At 53.6% G+C, this 18,072-nt stretch carries 12 protein-coding genes, 2 tRNA genes and 2 rRNA genes; 3 read left to right on the top strand and 13 right to left on the bottom strand.

Annotated elements, in window-relative coordinates:
- Positions 1 to 25: 25 nt before the first annotated feature.
- The 8 genes from HV318_RS14860 to pepQ all read right to left on the bottom strand — a co-directional run bounded on the left by HV318_RS14860 (position 26) and on the right by pepQ (position 9,356).
- Positions 26 to 2,931, bottom strand: a 23S ribosomal RNA gene (locus HV318_RS14860).
- 181 nt (positions 2,932 to 3,112) lie between these two features.
- Positions 3,113 to 3,188, bottom strand: a tRNA-Ala gene (locus HV318_RS14855).
- 108 nt (positions 3,189 to 3,296) lie between these two features.
- Positions 3,297 to 3,373, bottom strand: a tRNA-Ile gene (locus HV318_RS14850).
- Positions 3,374 to 3,442: 69 nt separating this feature from the next.
- Positions 3,443 to 4,982 (bottom strand): 16S ribosomal RNA (locus HV318_RS14845).
- Together the 16S and 23S rRNA genes with 2 tRNA genes alongside form the textbook arrangement of a ribosomal RNA operon.
- 379 nt (positions 4,983 to 5,361) lie before the next feature.
- Positions 5,362 to 5,907 (bottom strand): menaquinone-dependent protoporphyrinogen IX dehydrogenase, encoded by a 546-nt coding sequence (gene hemG, locus HV318_RS14840; protein WP_182273357.1) that lies wholly within the window; start codon positions 5,905 to 5,907, stop codon positions 5,362 to 5,364.
- 10 nt (positions 5,908 to 5,917) lie between these two features.
- Positions 5,918 to 7,369, bottom strand: coding sequence for a Trk system potassium transporter TrkH (gene trkH, locus HV318_RS14835; protein WP_182273356.1), 1,452 nt, complete (start codon positions 7,367 to 7,369; stop codon positions 5,918 to 5,920).
- Between the two features lie 41 nt (positions 7,370 to 7,410).
- Positions 7,411 to 8,025, bottom strand: coding sequence for an IMPACT family protein (locus HV318_RS14830; protein ID WP_182273355.1), 615 nt, complete (start codon positions 8,023 to 8,025; stop codon positions 7,411 to 7,413).
- A complete protein-coding gene (gene pepQ / locus HV318_RS14825) occupies positions 8,025 to 9,356 on the bottom strand; it encodes a Xaa-Pro dipeptidase (protein ID WP_182273354.1) in 1,332 nt (443 codons plus the stop codon). The genes HV318_RS14830 and pepQ overlap by 1 nt, the downstream gene beginning before the upstream one ends.
- A gap of 190 nt (positions 9,357 to 9,546) precedes the next feature.
- Between pepQ and fadB the strand changes: the two genes are divergently transcribed.
- The gene (gene fadB, locus HV318_RS14820; RefSeq protein WP_182273353.1) at positions 9,547 to 11,736 is read left to right on the top strand and encodes a fatty acid oxidation complex subunit alpha FadB; all 2,190 of its coding nucleotides are present in this window, start codon (positions 9,547 to 9,549) and stop codon (positions 11,734 to 11,736) included.
- Between the two features lie 9 nt (positions 11,737 to 11,745).
- Positions 11,746 to 12,909, top strand: a complete 1,164-nt coding sequence (gene fadA / locus HV318_RS14815; protein WP_182273352.1) for an acetyl-CoA C-acyltransferase FadA — start codon at positions 11,746 to 11,748, stop codon at positions 12,907 to 12,909.
- A gap of 128 nt (positions 12,910 to 13,037) precedes the next feature.
- On the opposite strand, the gene fre is transcribed toward fadA, so the two are convergent.
- Together fre and ubiD are read right to left on the bottom strand one after the other, a co-directional pair.
- Complete coding sequence (gene fre / locus HV318_RS14810; protein WP_182273351.1) at positions 13,038 to 13,739, bottom strand: NAD(P)H-flavin reductase; 702 nt, start codon at positions 13,737 to 13,739, stop codon at positions 13,038 to 13,040.
- Between the two features lie 29 nt (positions 13,740 to 13,768).
- Positions 13,769 to 15,274 carry a 4-hydroxy-3-polyprenylbenzoate decarboxylase gene (gene ubiD, locus HV318_RS14805; RefSeq protein WP_182273350.1) on the bottom strand — a complete coding sequence of 502 codons (1,506 nt, stop codon included), beginning with the start codon at positions 15,272 to 15,274 and terminating at the stop codon, positions 13,769 to 13,771.
- Between the two features lie 170 nt (positions 15,275 to 15,444).
- On the opposite strand from ubiD, the gene rfaH reads away from it, so the two are divergent.
- Positions 15,445 to 15,936, top strand: coding sequence for a transcription/translation regulatory transformer protein RfaH (rfaH, locus tag HV318_RS14800; protein ID WP_182273349.1), 492 nt, complete (start codon positions 15,445 to 15,447; stop codon positions 15,934 to 15,936).
- Here the strand turns inward: rfaH and tatD are convergent.
- From tatD to tatB, 3 genes are read right to left on the bottom strand one after another with little or no spacing between them, the layout of a single operon-like run.
- Entirely contained in the window at positions 15,933 to 16,715 is a 783-nt protein-coding gene (gene tatD / locus HV318_RS14795) for a 3'-5' ssDNA/RNA exonuclease TatD (protein ID WP_182273348.1), read from the bottom strand. The two genes, rfaH and tatD, sit on opposite strands and share 4 nt — an antisense overlap.
- Before the next feature lie 41 nt (positions 16,716 to 16,756).
- Positions 16,757 to 17,527, bottom strand: coding sequence for a Sec-independent protein translocase subunit TatC (tatC, locus tag HV318_RS14790; protein ID WP_182273347.1), 771 nt, complete (start codon positions 17,525 to 17,527; stop codon positions 16,757 to 16,759).
- 2 nt (positions 17,528 to 17,529) lie between these two features.
- On the bottom strand, positions 17,530 to 18,072 hold the full coding sequence (gene tatB / locus HV318_RS14785; RefSeq protein ID WP_182273346.1) for a Sec-independent protein translocase protein TatB: 543 nt from the start codon (positions 18,070 to 18,072) through the stop codon (positions 17,530 to 17,532).

The following is an 18,072-nucleotide window of genomic DNA, read 5'->3' as shown; positions in this document are numbered from 1 at the left end:
TTCGCCGAAACAGCTTCGGCGTTGTAAGGTTAAGCCTCACGGTTCATTAGTATCGGTTAGCTCAACGTATCGCTACGCTTACACACCCGACCTATCAACGTCGTCGTCTTCAACGTTCCTTCAGGAGACTTAAAGTCTCAGGGAGAACTCATCTCGGGGCAAGTTTCGTGCTTAGATGCTTTCAGCACTTATCTCTTCCGCATTTAGCTACCGGGCAATGCCATTGGCATGACAACCCGAACACCAGTGATGCGTCCACTCCGGTCCTCTCGTACTAGGAGCAGCCCCCCTCAATTCTCCAGCGCCCACGGCAGATAGGGACCGAACTGTCTCACGACGTTCTAAACCCAGCTCGCGTACCACTTTAAATGGCGAACAGCCATACCCTTGGGACCTACTTCAGCCCCAGGATGTGATGAGCCGACATCGAGGTGCCAAACACCGCCGTCGATATGAACTCTTGGGCGGTATCAGCCTGTTATCCCCGGAGTACCTTTTATCCGTTGAGCGATGGCCCTTCCATTCAGAACCACCGGATCACTATGACCTGCTTTCGCACCTGCTCGAGCCGTCACTCTCGCAGTCAAGCTAGCTTATGCCATTGCACTAACCTCCTGATGTCCGACCAGGATTAGCTAACCTTCGTGCTCCTCCGTTACTCTTTGGGAGGAGACCGCCCCAGTCAAACTACCCACCAGACACTGTCCGCAACCCGGATTACGGGTCTACGTTAGAACACCAGCCATTAAAGGGTGGTATTTCAAGGTCGGCTCCACGCAGACTGGCGTCCACGCTTCAAAGCCTCCCACCTATCCTACACATCAAGGACCAGTGTTCAGTGTCAAGCTATAGTAAAGGTTCACGGGGTCTTTCCGTCTTGCCGCGGGTACACTGCATCTTCACAGCGAGTTCAATTTCACTGAGTCTCGGGTGGAGACAGCCTGGCCATCATTACGCCATTCGTGCAGGTCGGAACTTACCCGACAAGGAATTTCGCTACCTTAGGACCGTTATAGTTACGGCCGCCGTTTACCGGGGCTTCGATCAAGAGCTTCGCGTTGCCGCTAACCCCATCAATTAACCTTCCGGCACCGGGCAGGCGTCACACCGTATACGTCCACTTTCGTGTTTGCACAGTGCTGTGTTTTTAATAAACAGTTGCAGCCAGCTGGTATCTTCGACTGATTTCAGCTCCACCCGCAGGGGCTTCACCTACATATCAGCGTGCCTTCTCCCGAAGTTACGGCACCATTTTGCCTAGTTCCTTCACCCGAGTTCTCTCAAGCGCCTTGGTATTCTCTACCTGACCACCTGTGTCGGTTTGGGGTACGATTTGATGTTACCTGATGCTTAGAGGCTTTTCCTGGAAGCAGGGCATTTGTTACTTCAGCACCGTAGTGCCTCGTCATCACACCTCAGCGTTAAAAAACGACCGGATTTACCTAATCGTTCCGCCTACATGCTTAAACCGGGACAACCGTCGCCCGGCTAACATAGCCTTCTCCGTCCCCCCTTCGCAGTAACACCAAGTACAGGAATATTAACCTGTTTCCCATCGACTACGCCTTTCGGCCTCGCCTTAGGGGTCGACTCACCCTGCCCCGATTAACGTTGGACAGGAACCCTTGGTCTTCCGGCGAGCGGGCTTTTCACCCGCTTTATCGTTACTTATGTCAGCATTCGCACTTCTGATACCTCCAGCATGCCTCACAGCACACCTTCAACGGCTTACAGAACGCTCCCCTACCCAACAACGCATAAGCGTCGCTGCCGCAGCTTCGGTGCATGGTTTAGCCCCGTTACATCTTCCGCGCAGGCCGACTCGACCAGTGAGCTATTACGCTTTCTTTAAATGATGGCTGCTTCTAAGCCAACATCCTGGCTGTCTGTGCCTTCCCACATCGTTTCCCACTTAACCATGACTTTGGGACCTTAGCTGGCGGTCTGGGTTGTTTCCCTCTTCACGACGGACGTTAGCACCCGCCGTGTGTCTCCCGTGATAACATTCTTCGGTATTCGTAGTTTGCATCGGGTTGGTAAGCCGGGATGGCCCCCTAGCCGAAACAGTGCTCTACCCCCGAAGATGAGTTCACGAGGCGCTACCTAAATAGCTTTCGGGGAGAACCAGCTATCTCCCGGTTTGATTGGCCTTTCACCCCCAGCCACAAGTCATCCGCTAATTTTTCAACATTAGTCGGTTCGGTCCTCCAGTTAGTGTTACCCAACCTTCAACCTGCCCATGGCTAGATCACCGGGTTTCGGGTCTATACCCTGCAACTTAACGCCCAGTTAAGACTCGGTTTCCCTTCGGCTCCCCTATACGGTTAACCTTGCTACAGAATATAAGTCGCTGACCCATTATACAAAAGGTACGCAGTCACACCACGAAGGTGCTCCCACTGCTTGTACGTACACGGTTTCAGGTTCTTTTTCACTCCCCTCGCCGGGGTTCTTTTCGCCTTTCCCTCACGGTACTGGTTCACTATCGGTCAGTCAGGAGTATTTAGCCTTGGAGGATGGTCCCCCCATATTCAGACAGGATACCACGTGTCCCGCCCTACTCTTCGAGTTCACAACCTGTGCATTTTCGTGTACGGGGCTGTCACCCTGTATCGCCGGACTTTCCAGACCGTTCCACTAACACACAAGCTGATTCAGACTCTGGGCTGCTCCCCGTTCGCTCGCCGCTACTGGGGGAATCTCGGTTGATTTCTTTTCCTCGGGGTACTTAGATGTTTCAGTTCCCCCGGTTCGCCTCGTTAACCTATGTATTCAGTTAACGATAGTGTGACGAATCACACTGGGTTTCCCCATTCGGACATCGCCGGGTCAAAGGTTCATATCACCTCGCCGGCGCTTTTCGCAGATTAGCACGTCCTTCATCGCCTCTGACTGCCAGGGCATCCACCGTGTACGCTTAGTCGCTTAACCTCACAACCCGAAGATGTTTCTTTCGATTCATCACCGACTTGCGAAAATTTGAGAGACTCGAACACACCATTTAAGATGTGTCGTTTCAATTTTCAGCTTGATCCAGATTTTTAAAGAGCAAAACTTCGCAGTGCACCTTTTCAGGTTCACTCTGAAGTTTTCTTGTGTTCGCAGTAAAAGATGGTGGAGCTATGCGGGATCGAACCGCAGACCTCCTGCGTGCAAAGCAGGCGCTCTCCCAGCTGAGCTATAGCCCCATCGTTTTGCCAACCTCTGTACCGGTAATTTTTGTTGAGGCAAGGCGTGGTGACACAAAGCATACTTAAGTATGTGAGTTTCGCCGCAACGCAGCATCAGCAAAAATTTGGTAGGCCTGAGTGGACTTGAACCACCGACCTCACCCTTATCAGGGGTGCGCTCTAACCACCTGAGCTACAAGCCTGCAGAGATTTTTACTGCTGTATTTCATCAGACAATCTGTGTGAGCACTGCAAAGGCAGGTTCTTTAAGGTAAGGAGGTGATCCAACCGCAGGTTCCCCTACGGTTACCTTGTTACGACTTCACCCCAGTCATGAATCACAAAGTGGTAAGCGCCCTCCCGAAGGTTAAGCTACCTACTTCTTTTGCAACCCACTCCCATGGTGTGACGGGCGGTGTGTACAAGGCCCGGGAACGTATTCACCGTAGCATTCTGATCTACGATTACTAGCGATTCCGACTTCATGGAGTCGAGTTGCAGACTCCAATCCGGACTACGACGCACTTTATGAGGTCCGCTTGCTCTCGCGAGGTCGCTTCTCTTTGTATGCGCCATTGTAGCACGTGTGTAGCCCTACTCGTAAGGGCCATGATGACTTGACGTCATCCCCACCTTCCTCCAGTTTATCACTGGCAGTCTCCTTTGAGTTCCCGGCCGGACCGCTGGCAACAAAGGATAAGGGTTGCGCTCGTTGCGGGACTTAACCCAACATTTCACAACACGAGCTGACGACAGCCATGCAGCACCTGTCTCAGAGTTCCCGAAGGCACCAAAGCATCTCTGCTAAGTTCTCTGGATGTCAAGAGTAGGTAAGGTTCTTCGCGTTGCATCGAATTAAACCACATGCTCCACCGCTTGTGCGGGCCCCCGTCAATTCATTTGAGTTTTAACCTTGCGGCCGTACTCCCCAGGCGGTCGACTTAACGCGTTAGCTCCGGAAGCCACGCCTCAAGGGCACAACCTCCAAGTCGACATCGTTTACGGCGTGGACTACCAGGGTATCTAATCCTGTTTGCTCCCCACGCTTTCGCACCTGAGCGTCAGTCTTTGTCCAGGGGGCCGCCTTCGCCACCGGTATTCCTCCAGATCTCTACGCATTTCACCGCTACACCTGGAATTCTACCCCCCTCTACAAGACTCTAGCCTGCCAGTTTCGAATGCAGTTCCCAGGTTGAGCCCGGGGATTTCACATCCGACTTGACAGACCGCCTGCGTGCGCTTTACGCCCAGTAATTCCGATTAACGCTTGCACCCTCCGTATTACCGCGGCTGCTGGCACGGAGTTAGCCGGTGCTTCTTCTGCGGGTAACGTCAATTGCTGTGGTTATTAACCACAACACCTTCCTCCCCGCTGAAAGTACTTTACAACCCGAAGGCCTTCTTCATACACGCGGCATGGCTGCATCAGGCTTGCGCCCATTGTGCAATATTCCCCACTGCTGCCTCCCGTAGGAGTCTGGACCGTGTCTCAGTTCCAGTGTGGCTGGTCATCCTCTCAGACCAGCTAGGGATCGTCGCCTAGGTGAGCCGTTACCCCACCTACTAGCTAATCCCATCTGGGCACATCTGATGGCAAGAGGCCCGAAGGTCCCCCTCTTTGGTCTTGCGACGTTATGCGGTATTAGCTACCGTTTCCAGTAGTTATCCCCCTCCATCAGGCAGTTTCCCAGACATTACTCACCCGTCCGCCGCTCGTCACCCAGGAGCAAGCTCCCTGTGTTACCGCCCGACTTGCATGTGTTAGGCCTGCCGCCAGCGTTCAATCTGAGCCATGATCAAACTCTTCAATTTAAAAGTTTGATGCTCAATGAATTAAACTTCGTAATGAATTACGTGTTCACTCGTTGAGACTTGGTATTCATTTATCGTCCGAAGACGTTAAGAATCCATGTCACTTTGAGTGCCCACACAGATTGTCTGATAAATTGTTAAAGAGCAGTGCCGCTTCGTTTTCGCTGCGGCGCGGGGTGTGCATATTACGCTTTCCCGCTACAGAGTCAAGCATTTTATTTCGCTTTTCTCTGCTGGTGTTCATCTCTGAACCCCGCTAACCCGGCGGCCTGTAAGCCGTTGTTCCGTGTCAGTGGAGGCGCATTATAGGGAGTTATTCTGAAGTGACAAGCACAAAATACAAAAAACTTTTCGTTCGCTCACTTTTCAAACTCAACGCTTATTTAAGACGCGAATCGCCCGTTAAATGTGCGATTTCCCGTGCAAAACTGGCTACCTGCGACCAGTCGGTATAAACCACTTCTTTACGTGTATCCGTTTCACCGCCGGTCATCCTCATAATCAGACGGATCATAAAACGGTCATACCAGCGATAGCGTGGATAGCGCAGCGCGCCAGCAAACACAGCGCACAGGTCTGGCTGCCAGGGCGAACCCAGCAAAAACTTACGCGTATAGCTGTTAGTCTGCGGCGTGCGTTTTTCGGCTTTACGGGCAACCAGGTTTACCGAATAGAAAGCACCGGGCAACTTGTTAAGTATCGCCGTATGCTTTTTCACAAAACGATCCAGCGCCGGATGGAAATGACCATAACGAATGGATGCGCCAATCACCACGCGATCATAATCCTGCCAGGCAATATGCTCCGCGCGATTCAGGTTCACCACATCCGAGTAAATGCCCAGCTCTTTTAATTCAGATGCCAGATAAGAGGCAATCTCACGCGTTTGTCCGTCTCGCGTAGAAAAAAGAATAAGTGTTTTCACAGACGACTCCTTATTCGCGCCAGAATGTTGGGGTGAACAGCACCAGCAACGTAAAGACCTCAAGACGACCAAACAACATGTTGGCGATTAAGATCCACTTCGCTATCGGGTTCATGCTGGCAAAGTTATCTGCCACAACCCCCAGTCCAGGCCCCAGGTTATTCAGCGTTGCCACAACAGAAGCGAAGGCAGAGAAATCATCCACCCCGGTGGCGATGATCGCCAGCATGCTGACGATAAACACCAGCGCATACGCTGAGAAGAACCCCCACACCGCTTCAAGAATGCGTTCCGGCAGAGCACGGTTCCCCAGTTTGATACTGTAGACCGCATTCGGGTGTACCAGACGTTTCAGTTCACGGTTCCCCTGCTTAAACAGCAGCAGAATACGAATCACTTTCAGGCCACCGCCCGTTGACCCGGCACAGCCCCCGATAAACGCAGAACACAGAAGCAGTACAGGCAGGAACAGCGGCCAGCGCGCAATACTGTCCGTCGTAAACCCGGCGGTTGTCGCCATCGACACCACCTGGAAGAAGGCCTGGTTTAATGTTGTCACTGCCGAGCTATAGACATCGTGGAACCACAGCACCAGAGTACAGATGACCACCAGGGTCAACTGGACACCGATAAACATCCGAAACTCCGGGTCACGCGAGTACACCTTCAGGCTGCGTCCGCTAAGTAAAGAGAAGTGCAGGCCATAGTTACAGCCGGAGATCAGCAGGAAGATGGCAATGATGGTGTTAATCGTTGGGCTATTAAAGTAGCCAACGCTGGCATCGTGCGTGGAGAACCCGCCGATGGCGATAGTCGCAAAGCTGTGTCCGATGGCATCGAAAGCGGGCATCCCGGCAAACCACAGCGCCAGCGCACAGGCAATCGTCAGCAAGACATAAATAAGCCACAGCGTTTTCGCCGTCTCCGCAATACGCGGGCGCATTTTGTTATCTTTCAACGGGCCGGGCATTTCGGCGCGATAGAGCTGCATCCCACCGACGCCCAGAATAGGCAGGATAGCCACAGCCAGGACGATGATCCCCATACCGCCGAACCATTGAAGCATCTGGCGATAAAAGAGGATGGCGTGCGGCAACGAATCCAGCCCCACCAGCGTGGTCGCCCCGGTTGTCGTTAAACCAGAGAAGGATTCAAAGAATGCATCCGTGACGCTCAGGTTGGGTTGTTCAGAGAAAATAAAGGGCAGCGAACCGACGCTCCCCAGTACCGTCCAGAACAGAACAACAATCAAAAACCCTTCGCGAGATTTCAGCTCACCTTTTTGGCGACGGTTTGGCCACCACAACAACGAACCAATCGCCAGTGCGACAAAGAAGGTCTGGGTAAATGCCCGCCCTGCGCCGTCCCGGTAGATAAGTGCCACCAGCCCTGGGAGGATCATTGTCCCGGAAAAAAGTATGACCAGCAGTCCAACAATTCGGGTAATGGCACGAAAATGCATCTCTGCCGCTTCCTTTGGTATTCAAAAAAGTGAGGTGGGGATTATTCTTCAATCGGCAGCAATTGCAACGAACCACGACTAAAATCCGCCAGTTTTGCTGAAAAAGCAGCCTGTTCAGCCTGAGGGAGCGCCACGCGCAATTGTACCTTTGCCTGGTACTCACTGTGCGCAATTACGCCGTTAAATTGTTTCAGCAGCGTTTCGACACCGGATAACTGAGCGTAATCGCACAGTAAAGTATATTCAGTGAGCGGTGTTTTGCGGGTGGTTATCAGCAGATTAAGCGCCTGCTGAACGCCACCGCCGTAGGCTTTAACCAGCCCACCCGTACCTAACAAAATGCCGCCGTAGTAGCGAACCACTACGGCGGTGATCTCACCCACGCCACTGCCCATAAGCTGTGAGAGCATGGGTTTACCGGCCGTACCTGCCGGTTCACCGTCATCAGAAAACCCTAGTTGCTGCGAGTCGTTCGGCGGCCCTGCCACCCACGCCACACAGTGGTGACGAGCATCAGGATGTTGCGCGCGAACAGCTTCCACAAACGCCTTTGCCGCCTCTACGCCATCGGTATGTGCCAACAGCGTGATAAAACGGCTTTTCTTGATTTCCTCAACAAAGGTGACCGGTTCAACCGGTATCAGCCAGCTTTCCATCAGGCCAGCTTCAGATCTCGCGTCATATTCTCGATATTGCTTTCGTGAACAACCACGTTATCTTCGATACGAATGCCACCAAACGGCTTCAGCGCTTCAATTTTTGCCCAGTTGAAGTGCTTGCTGAACGGGCCTTCACGCCACGGAGCCAACAGTGACTCGATAAAGTAGATGCCCGGCTCGATGGTCAGCACCATACGCGGCTCAAGGATACGCGTGCAGCGCAGGTATGGATATTTAGACGGTGCCGCCAGATGCGTGCCAGTGTCATCCTGCATAAAACCTGCAACATCGTGAACCTGCAGACCCAGCGGGTGGCCAATACCGTGAGGCATAAATGGCCCGGTCAGGTCGTTTTCCACCATCGCCTCTTCACTCATCTCTTTCACAATCTGATGCTTACGCAGCAGTTTAGCGATGTGCTGATGGAACTGAATGTGGTAATCCACATAGCGGGTTCCCGCTTTCATGGTACTGATAAGCGCGAGTTGCTCATCGTTAACGTCTTTAATCAGGTGCGCAAAATCGGTATCTGCATCCGCCGCCCAGGTACGGGTCAGGTCAGCCGCATAGCCGTTGTACTCTGCCCCCGCATCCAGCAGGAAGCTGCGCATTTCAGACGGAACATGGTGATCGAGTTTGGTGTAGTGCAGAACAGACGCATGCTCATTCAGCGCGACAATGTTGCTGTAAGGCACGTCAGTATCACGGTGGCCGGTTGCGGTCAGGTACGCCTGGTTAATATCGAACTCGCTCATACCAGACTGGAACGCTTCATACGCTGCACGGTGACCATTCACCGCCGTTTTTTGCGCTGCACGCATGCAGTGAAGTTCGTAGTCGGTTTTATACGCACGGTAATAGTGCAGATAATCCAGTACCCCTTTCGGGTTCAGTTTGTCCGCCTGGATCCCCAGACCCAGCGCACGCTCAGTGACAGGGCCAATGTAGGCGATATTGCCACGTGCAGCAGGCAGCTGGCTGCCAATGCCGTCTGCTTTTGGCAGGGCAATGACATCCACTTCTTCCGTCCAGAAGCTGGTCGGCAGCGGCTCTACGTTGTGCCAGTAATCCACCGGCAGGTAGAACCACAGTTTCGGTTTGTTCACGCCATCCACCAGCAACCAGCAATTTGGAACCTGTGTTACTGGAACCCAGGCTTTAAACTGCGGGTTAACTTTGAACGGATAAGCATGGTCATCAAGAAACGTATTCATCAGCTCACCGGAGTGGATAAGCAGAGCATCCAGCTTAAAGCGTGCCAGGACATCACGGGTACGTTCCTGTAGGGTAACGATATGATTTTTATAAAGCGAAGACAGTGAGTCCATCTTTCTTCCTTTTGTTTTTTTGACCTCAAGTTCTCGCATCTTAGCACACCTGACTCCGACTGCGTGATTTCCACCGACCGTGATCAATGCAGCAATTTCTTAATGAGTGATTTGCATTTTATTAACATAAATTCCACACTCCGTTTCATCTGGTATGACCAGATCCAATTGCTGGATTCAGGAGACTGACATGCTCTACAAAGGCGACACCCTGTACCTCAACTGGCTGGAAAGTGGCATTGCCGAACTGGTGTTCGATGCCCCCGGCTCAGTGAACAAGCTCGATACCGCGACAGTGGCCAGTCTTGGCCAGGCGCTGGATGTACTTGAAAAGCAATCTGAATTAAAAGGGCTGCTGCTACGCTCGAACAAAGCGGCCTTTATTGTCGGTGCCGACATCACCGAATTCCTCTCGCTGTTCCTGGTACCGGAAGAGCAACTCAGCCAGTGGCTGCACTTTGCCAACAGCGTCTTCAATCGTCTGGAAGATTTACCGGTTCCAACGATCTCCGCCGTTAACGGCTACGCGCTGGGCGGCGGCTGCGAATGCGTGCTGGCCACCGACTACCGCCTGGCGACGCCAGACCTGCGCATCGGCCTGCCAGAAACCAGGCTGGGCATCATGCCGGGCTTTGGCGGCTCTGTGCGTATGCCACGTATGCTGGGTGCCGATAGCGCCCTGGAAATCATTGCTGCGGGTAAAAACATCGGCGCTGACCAGGCACAGAAAATCGGCCTGGTGGACGGTGTCGTTAAACCAGAAAAACTGGTTGAGGGTTCCCTCGCCATTCTGCGCCAGGCTATTAACGGCGACCTCGACTGGAAAGCCAAACGTCAGCCGAAGCTGGAACCGTTAAAACTCAGCAAAATTGAAGCCACCATGAGCTTCACCATCGCCAAAGGCATGGTGATGCAGACGGCAGGTAAGCACTACCCGGCTCCGATTACCGCCGTAAAAACCATTGAAGCCGCAGCCCGCTTTGGTCGCGATGAAGCCCTTAAGTTAGAAAATCAGAGCTTTGTTCCGCTGGCACACACCAATGAAGCCCGCGCACTGGTTGGCATCTTCCTGAACGATCAGTTCGTGAAAGGCAAAGCCAAACAGCTGACCAAAAACATTGAGACGCCAAAACATGCGGCGGTACTCGGTGCTGGCATTATGGGTGGCGGTATTGCTTATCAGTCGGCCTGGAAAGGCGTGCCGGTGGTCATGAAAGATATCAGCGAGAAATCCCTGACGCTGGGCATGACCGAAGCAGCCAAGCTGCTGAATAAACAACTGGAGCGCGGCAAGATCGACGGTCTCAAACTCGCCGGCGTCATTTCCACTATTCAGCCAACGCTGGAATACACCGGTTTTGACCGTGTGGACGTCGTGGTTGAAGCGGTCGTTGAGAACCCGAAAGTCAAAAAAGCGGTGCTGGCGGAAACTGAAGATAAAGTTCGCCCGGAGACTGTTCTGGCGTCGAACACCTCCACCATTCCGATTAGTGAGCTGGCAAGCGTGCTGAAACGCCCGGAAAACTTCTGTGGCATGCACTTCTTTAACCCGGTGCACCGTATGCCGCTGGTTGAAGTCATTCGTGGCGAAAAAACGTCTGATGAAACCATTGCCAAAGTGGTGGCATGGGCCAGCAAGATGGGTAAAACGCCAATCGTGGTGAACGACTGCCCGGGCTTCTTCGTCAACCGCGTGCTGTTCCCTTACTTCGCTGGTTTCAGCCAGCTGCTGCGCGACGGTGCGGATTTCCGCAAAGTCGACAAAGTGATGGAAAAACAGTTCGGCTGGCCAATGGGGCCTGCCTATCTGCTGGATGTGGTCGGCATTGATACCGCGCATCACGCACAGGCAGTCATGGCTGCTGGCTTCCCACTGCGTATGCAGAAAGATTACCGCGATGCGATTGACGCCCTGTTTGACGCCAGCCGCTACGGCCAGAAAAATGGCCTGGGCTTCTGGCGCTATAAAGAAGACAGCAAAGGCAAACCGAAGAAAGAAGAAGATGCCGCAGTGGACAATCTGTTGGCCGGGGTATGCCAGACGAAACGCGACTTCACAGACGATGAAATCATCGCCCGGATGATGATTCCGATGATCAACGAAGTGGTGCGTTGCCTGGAAGAAGGCATCATCGCCAGCCCGGCAGAAGCCGACATGGCGCTGGTGTACGGCCTCGGTTTCCCTCCGTTCCACGGCGGTGCGTTCCGCTGGCTGGATACGCTCGGCAGCGCCCGCTATCTCGATATGGCTCAGCAATATCAGCATCTCGGCCCGCTGTATGAGGTGCCGGAAGGTCTGCGCAACAAAGCGCGCCATAACGAACCCTACTATCCAGCAGTTGAGCCAGCCCGTCCGGTTGGCGAACTGAAAATGGCTTAAGGAGTCACAATGGAAAAGGTTGTCATTGTTGATGCAATTCGCACCCCGATGGGCCGTTCAAAGGGCGGCGCATTCCGTAACGTGCGCGCGGAAGACCTCTCCGCGCACCTGATGCGCAGCCTGCTGGCGCGTAACCCGGCGCTGGACCCAACTGCGCTGGACGATATCTACTGGGGCTGCGTACAGCAGACCCTGGAGCAAGGTTTCAACATCGCCCGTAATGCCTCGCTGCTGGCGGAAATCCCACACTCCGTTCCGGCTGTCACCGTGAACCGCCTGTGTGGTTCGTCAATGCAGGCGCTGCACGATGCTGCCCGCATGATCATGACTGGCGATGCACAGGCCTGCCTGGTGGGTGGCGTAGAGCATATGGGCCATGTGCCGATGAGCCACGGGGTAGATTTCCACCCAGGCATGAGCCGTAACGTGGCGAAAGCCGCGGGTATGATGGGGCTGACCGCCGAGATGCTCTCCCGCATGCACGGTATCAGCCGGGAAATGCAGGATGCCTTTGCTGCGCGCTCCCATGCTCGTGCCTGGGCCGCCACGCAATCTGGTGCATTTAAGAACGAGATCATCCCGACCGGAGGTCACGATGCTGACGGCGTACTGAAGCAGTTTAACTACGACGAAGTCATCCGCCCGGAAACTACCGTCGAAGCGCTCTCCACGCTGCGTCCGGCGTTTGATCCGGTGACCGGCACGGTAACGGCTGGTACCTCCTCAGCACTTTCCGATGGCGCAGCTGCCATGCTGGTGATGAGTGAAAGCCGTGCCCGTGAGCTTGGCCTGACGCCACGCGCTCGCGTGCGTTCAATGGCGGTGGTGGGCTGCGACCCGTCGATTATGGGTTACGGCCCGGTTCCGGCGTCAAAACTGGCGCTGAAAAAAGCGGGTCTGACTGCAAGCGATATAGATCTGTTTGAGATGAATGAAGCTTTCGCCGCACAGATCCTGCCATGCATTAAAGATCTGGGGCTGATGGACAAGATCGACGAGAAGATTAACCTCAACGGTGGCGCGATCGCCTTGGGTCACCCGCTGGGTTGTTCCGGGGCACGTATCAGCACCACGCTGATTAACCTGATGGAACGCAAAGATGCTCAGTTTGGACTGGCAACGATGTGTATCGGGTTAGGTCAGGGTATCGCGACAGTATTCGAAAGAGTGTAATTCCAGGAAAAGTATCTCAAAGCCAATGGCGTCAGAACAAGGCGACAAGTGAGCGCAGTTATGGCGTCATTGGCAAGAGAGACAGTTTAGTTGCCGTTCTTCCCGCCTGTCAGGGGCGGGTTTTTTATTTAGATGAATGCAAACGCATCGCCGAACAGGCGATCTTCACGCGCACCACGTTCATTACAGAACAAGTCACGGGCAATTTTCGCCATCTCGAAACGACCAGCGATGTAGATATCATGCCCGGCCAGCGTACCGTAATCCTGCAGCACTGCCGTCAGCACCGTACCGCTACGCCCACGCCAGCCCTCTTCCGGTTGCTCGACTACCGGCTCAATACGCAGGTTCGGATGGGTTACGCTCAGCGCTTCCAGTTCAGACAGGTCGTACAGATGTTTCTCTTCGCGGCCACCCCAGTAAATGGTGATATCGCGGTTCGGGTTACGCTCCAGTGCGGTCAACAGAATAGAACGCACATAGGAGAAGCCTGTACCACCGGCAATCAGGATCAGCGGACGGTCTTCATCTTCACGCAGCCAGGCGTCACCGTGTGGAATATCTACGACAATTTCACGCTCTTTAAGAATGCGATCCATAACGGCCATCGCATACAGATTCAGCTCTGACGCACCAATATGAAGCTCAATAAATTCCTGCTCTGCTGGCGTAGAAGCCATTGAGAAAGGGCGCTTATCACGTTCATCCATCACCACCATTAAGTACTGACCAGCGCGGAAAGAGAATGCCGCTTCTGGCACTAAACGGACGCGATATACGGTGTCGGTGATGGCATCTACCGAGGTCACTTTACAGCTTAAGGTTGTCATTCGCTCTCTCTGTCGGGAAGTCTAAGGGCTTAACGGTCAGATTCGGGTTTACCGTTATTCATTATGGCCAGTTCGTCCCAGATCGCGTCAATTCGCGCGGTCACGGCAGGATCTTTTTTGATCGGGCGACCCCATTCACGGTCGGTTTCGCCAGGCCATTTGTTTGTGGCATCCAGTCCCATTTTTGAACCAAGACCGGAAACCGGTGAGGCAAAATCCAGGTAATCTATCGGTGTGTTTTCGACTAACACCGTATCGCGCGCCGGATCCATTCGTGTGGTAATGGCCCAGATGACGTCATTCCAGTCGCGGGCGTTGACATCATCATCGCAGACGATAACAAATTTGGTATACATAAACTGACGCAGGAAAGACCATACGCCCATCATTACGCGTTTAGCGTGACCAGCATACTGCTTCTTCATCGTCACCACCGCCAGGCGATACGAACACCCTTCCGGCGGCAGATAGAAATCAACAATTTCCGGGAACTGCTTTTGCAGGATCGGCACGAACACTTCGTTCAGCGCCACTCCCAGCACTGCGGGTTCATCCGGTGGACGGCCGGTATAGGTCGAATGGTAAATCGCATCTTCACGCTGGGTAATGTGCGTAACGGTAAACACCGGGAAGTTATCGACTTCGTTGTAATAACCCGTGTGGTCACCGTATGGCCCTTCCGGTGCCATCTCACCCTGTTCGATATAACCTTCCAGAACAATTTCAGCGCTGGCGGGCACTTCCAGGTCATTAGAAATACACTTCACGACTTCGGTTTTGGTACCGCGCAACAGCCCTGCAAAGGCATATTCAGACAACGTATCAGGCACTGGCGTTACCGCACCCAGAATCGTTGCCGGATCAGCACCCAACGCCACAGACACCGGGAAACGCTCTCCCGGATGTTCCGCACACCACTCCTGGAAATCGAGCGCACCACCGCGATGCGACAGCCAGCGCATAATGAGCTTATTTTTACCTATCAATTGTTGACGGTAGATACCAAGATTTTGCCGCTCTTTATACGGGCCACGCGTGACGGTCAGCCCCCAGGTGATAAGCGGAGCGGCATCTTCTGGCCAGCATTGCATGATGGGAATTTTTGTCAGATCAACCGCATCGCCTTCCAGCACTTTCTGCTGACACGGCGCACCGCGCAGGCGTTTGGTTGGCATGTTCAACACCTGCTTAAACTGTGGCAGCTTGTCGAACAGATCGCGGAAGCCTTTTGGCGGCTCCGGCTCTTTCAGAAAGGCCAGCAATTTGCCCACTTCACGTAACGCAGTCACATCCTCTTGCCCCATTCCCAACGCCACACGGCGTGGTGTGCCAAACAGGTTGCACAGCACTGGCATGGAGTAGCCTTTTGGGTTTTCAAATAACAGCGCAGGGCCACCGGCACGCAAGGTACGGTCAGCAATTTCTGTCATTTCCAGATAAGGATCAACAGGAAGTGTAATGCGTTTGAGTTCGCCCTGCTTTTCCAGCAGCGTCAGGAAGTCGCGTAGATCGTGGTATTTCATGCAGTTAGTCATGGCCTCTCTGTAAGCGCTTCATTATACGGCGTAAGCCTGCGCGATGCTGTAATTTTGTTAAATTAGCGTGAACTTCTGCGTCCTGTTTCACTTTCGACCATTATAATCAACTTAGCGATCCCGCCAGGGTTTTGATATGCTTGCGCCCCGAACTAAGGGAAAGAGTGATTATGCAGGCCTGGTATTTACTGTATTGCAAACGCGGGCAACTTCAGCGCGCACAGGAACATCTGGAACGTCAGTCTGTAAACTGCCTGACACCCGTGATCACGCTTGAAAAAATGCAGCGTGGGAAGCGTACCACCGTCAGTGAACCTCTGTTCCCGAACTACCTGTTCGTCGAATTCGACCCGGAAGTGATCCATACCACCACCATTAGCGCAACGCGCGGTGTCAGCCACTTCGTACGTTTTGGTACTCACCCGGCAACCGTCCCGTCGACGGTCATTCATCAGCTTTCGGTTTACCAACAACCCGAGAATATCACCGACCCGGAAACCCCTTTCGCGGGCGATTGCGTGGTGATCACTGAAGGCTCCTTCGAAGGATTGCAGGCAATTTTCTCCGAACCTGACGGCGAAACACGCTCCATACTGTTGCTCAATCTGTTGAATAAACAGGTGCTGCAGAGCATTAAAAACACCGGGTTCCGCAAAGTTTAAACGTTTACTCCGAACAGGCGACGCACGTTGTCATTCGTCTGCGCCGCCAGCCAGTGCGGCTCTTCTCCACGCCAGTGCGCCACTTTCTCAACAATATGCCCCAGATACGCTGGTTCATTACGACGCGAAGCGGGCTTCGGTGAGAGATCACGTGGCAGCAGATACGGTGCATCCGTTTCTACCAGCAACCGTTCAGCAGGGATCACCGGCAGCAACTCACGAAGTTCCAGCCCGCGGCGTTCATCGCAGACCCAACCAGTAATACCCAGATACAGCCCACGGTTCAGACAATCCAGCGCCTCCTGCCGGGAACCGGTAAAGCAGTGCAGCACCGCGCCAGGCAGTTTATCCAGCCACGGTTCCAGCAAAGCGAGAAAGCGCTCATGCGCGTCACGGCAGTGCATAAAAGCTGGCATCCCGAGTTCCGCCGCAATCGCGAGCTGCGCGGTAAATGCTATTTCCTGCTCTTCGGGTGTTGAAAAGTTGCGATTGAAATCGAGCCCACATTCACCGATGGCCACCACCTCTGGTTTTTTTGCCAGACGATGAAGCACCTCAGCGCTGTCGTGTGTCCACTGGCTACTGTCATGAGGGTGCACTCCTGCGGTTGACCAGCAACGGTCGTAGCGTTGCGCCAGTTGCTGAGCCTGTTCACTTTCATGCAGGTTAGTACCCGTCAGCAAAAGCCCCTTCACCCCAGCGGCAAAAGCACGCGCCACCACCTCATCGCGATCTTTCGCAAACTGCGAGCTGGTCAGGTTAAGCCCAATATCAAACATGCGGATCCCCATATGACAACCGCCCTGACGGGCGGCTGGTTTTATTCTTCAGTGGTCTTTTCAGACTCGTCGTCTTCGTCATCCTGTGGACGTCGCTTACCCACGTAGAAACGCGAGAAAAACACACCGACTTCAAACAAGCAGTACATCGGTATTGCCAGCAGCGTTTGCGAGAAGACATCCGGCGGAGTCAGCAGCATACCCACTACAAATGCCCCCACCAGGATATACGGACGCTTCTTGCGCAGATCTTCTGGCGTCGTAACCCCCACCCAACAGAGCAGCACTATCGCCACCGGCACTTCGAACGCAACGCCGAACGCCATAAACAGCGCCATGACAAAGCTGAGATAACTGGCGATGTCCGTCGATACCTGAACCCCTTCCGGCGCGGTGTGTGTCAGGAAACCAAAGGCCAGTGGGAAGACCACAAAGTAAGCAAACGCCATGCCGATATAGAACAACAGCGAGCTGGATACCAACAGCGGGATAACTAATTTGCGTTCATGCTTATACAACGCCGGAGCCACAAAGGCCCAGACCTGATAAAGAATAATGGGCGCAGACGCAATCAGCGAAACCCAGAAGGTCAGCTTGATGGGGGTAAAGAACGGCGAAGCAACATCCGTTGCAATCATTGTTGCGCCCAGCGGCATCTGCTTAATCAGCGGTGCAGAAACCACCTGGTAGATATCGTTGGCGAAATAGACCAGGCACAAGAAAATGAGGAAAACTGCAATAATGCAGTTTAACAGGCGCTTACGCAGCTCAATGAGATGTGCAATGAGCGGTTGAGTATCATCTACTGCCATGTTTACGCTTTATCACTCGACGAGGGGGATGATTCGGAAACGGGTACGGCGGGTTTTGCTTCAGCCGCTTTTACAACGGGCTCTTCCGGCTGCACCTGCTTTTTCACTTCAGTTTCCTGCGGCGTCTGTTCTGGCGCGGCAGCCTGATGCCCGGCGCTGGCTGGCGTTACACCTTCTCGCTGCGCTTCGTTATCTTTCACCACCGGGTTATGGATGGTGTTAGCTTCATCACTCGCCTTTTCAGGATCATTGATGCTGTAAGAACGCTTCATGGACTCCGCCGCTTCACGCAGCTCATCCATCGAGGCCTTCAGTTCCGGCGTCAGGTTATCCATGCTCGCCTTCTCAACCTTTTTCAGGCTTTCCTGAAATTCCTGAAGCTTAAGCTCCTGCGCCAGCTCGTTCTGAACGGTACTTGCCAGCGAGCGAAGCGCACGCACCCACCCGACGACGGTTTTCACCGCAACAGGTAAACGCTGCGGCCCCAGCACGATCAAACCAATCACGAAGACCAGCAGCAACTCACCAAAACCAATATCGAACAC

Origin of the sequence: Enterobacter sp. RHBSTW-00901, from assembly GCF_014103115.1 — a bacterium.
Classification (GTDB): Bacteria; Pseudomonadota; Gammaproteobacteria; order Enterobacterales; family Enterobacteriaceae; genus Enterobacter; species Enterobacter cloacae_P.
Note: the sequence above shows the minus strand (reverse complement) of the source record. Positions and strands in the feature narration are given on the sequence as shown.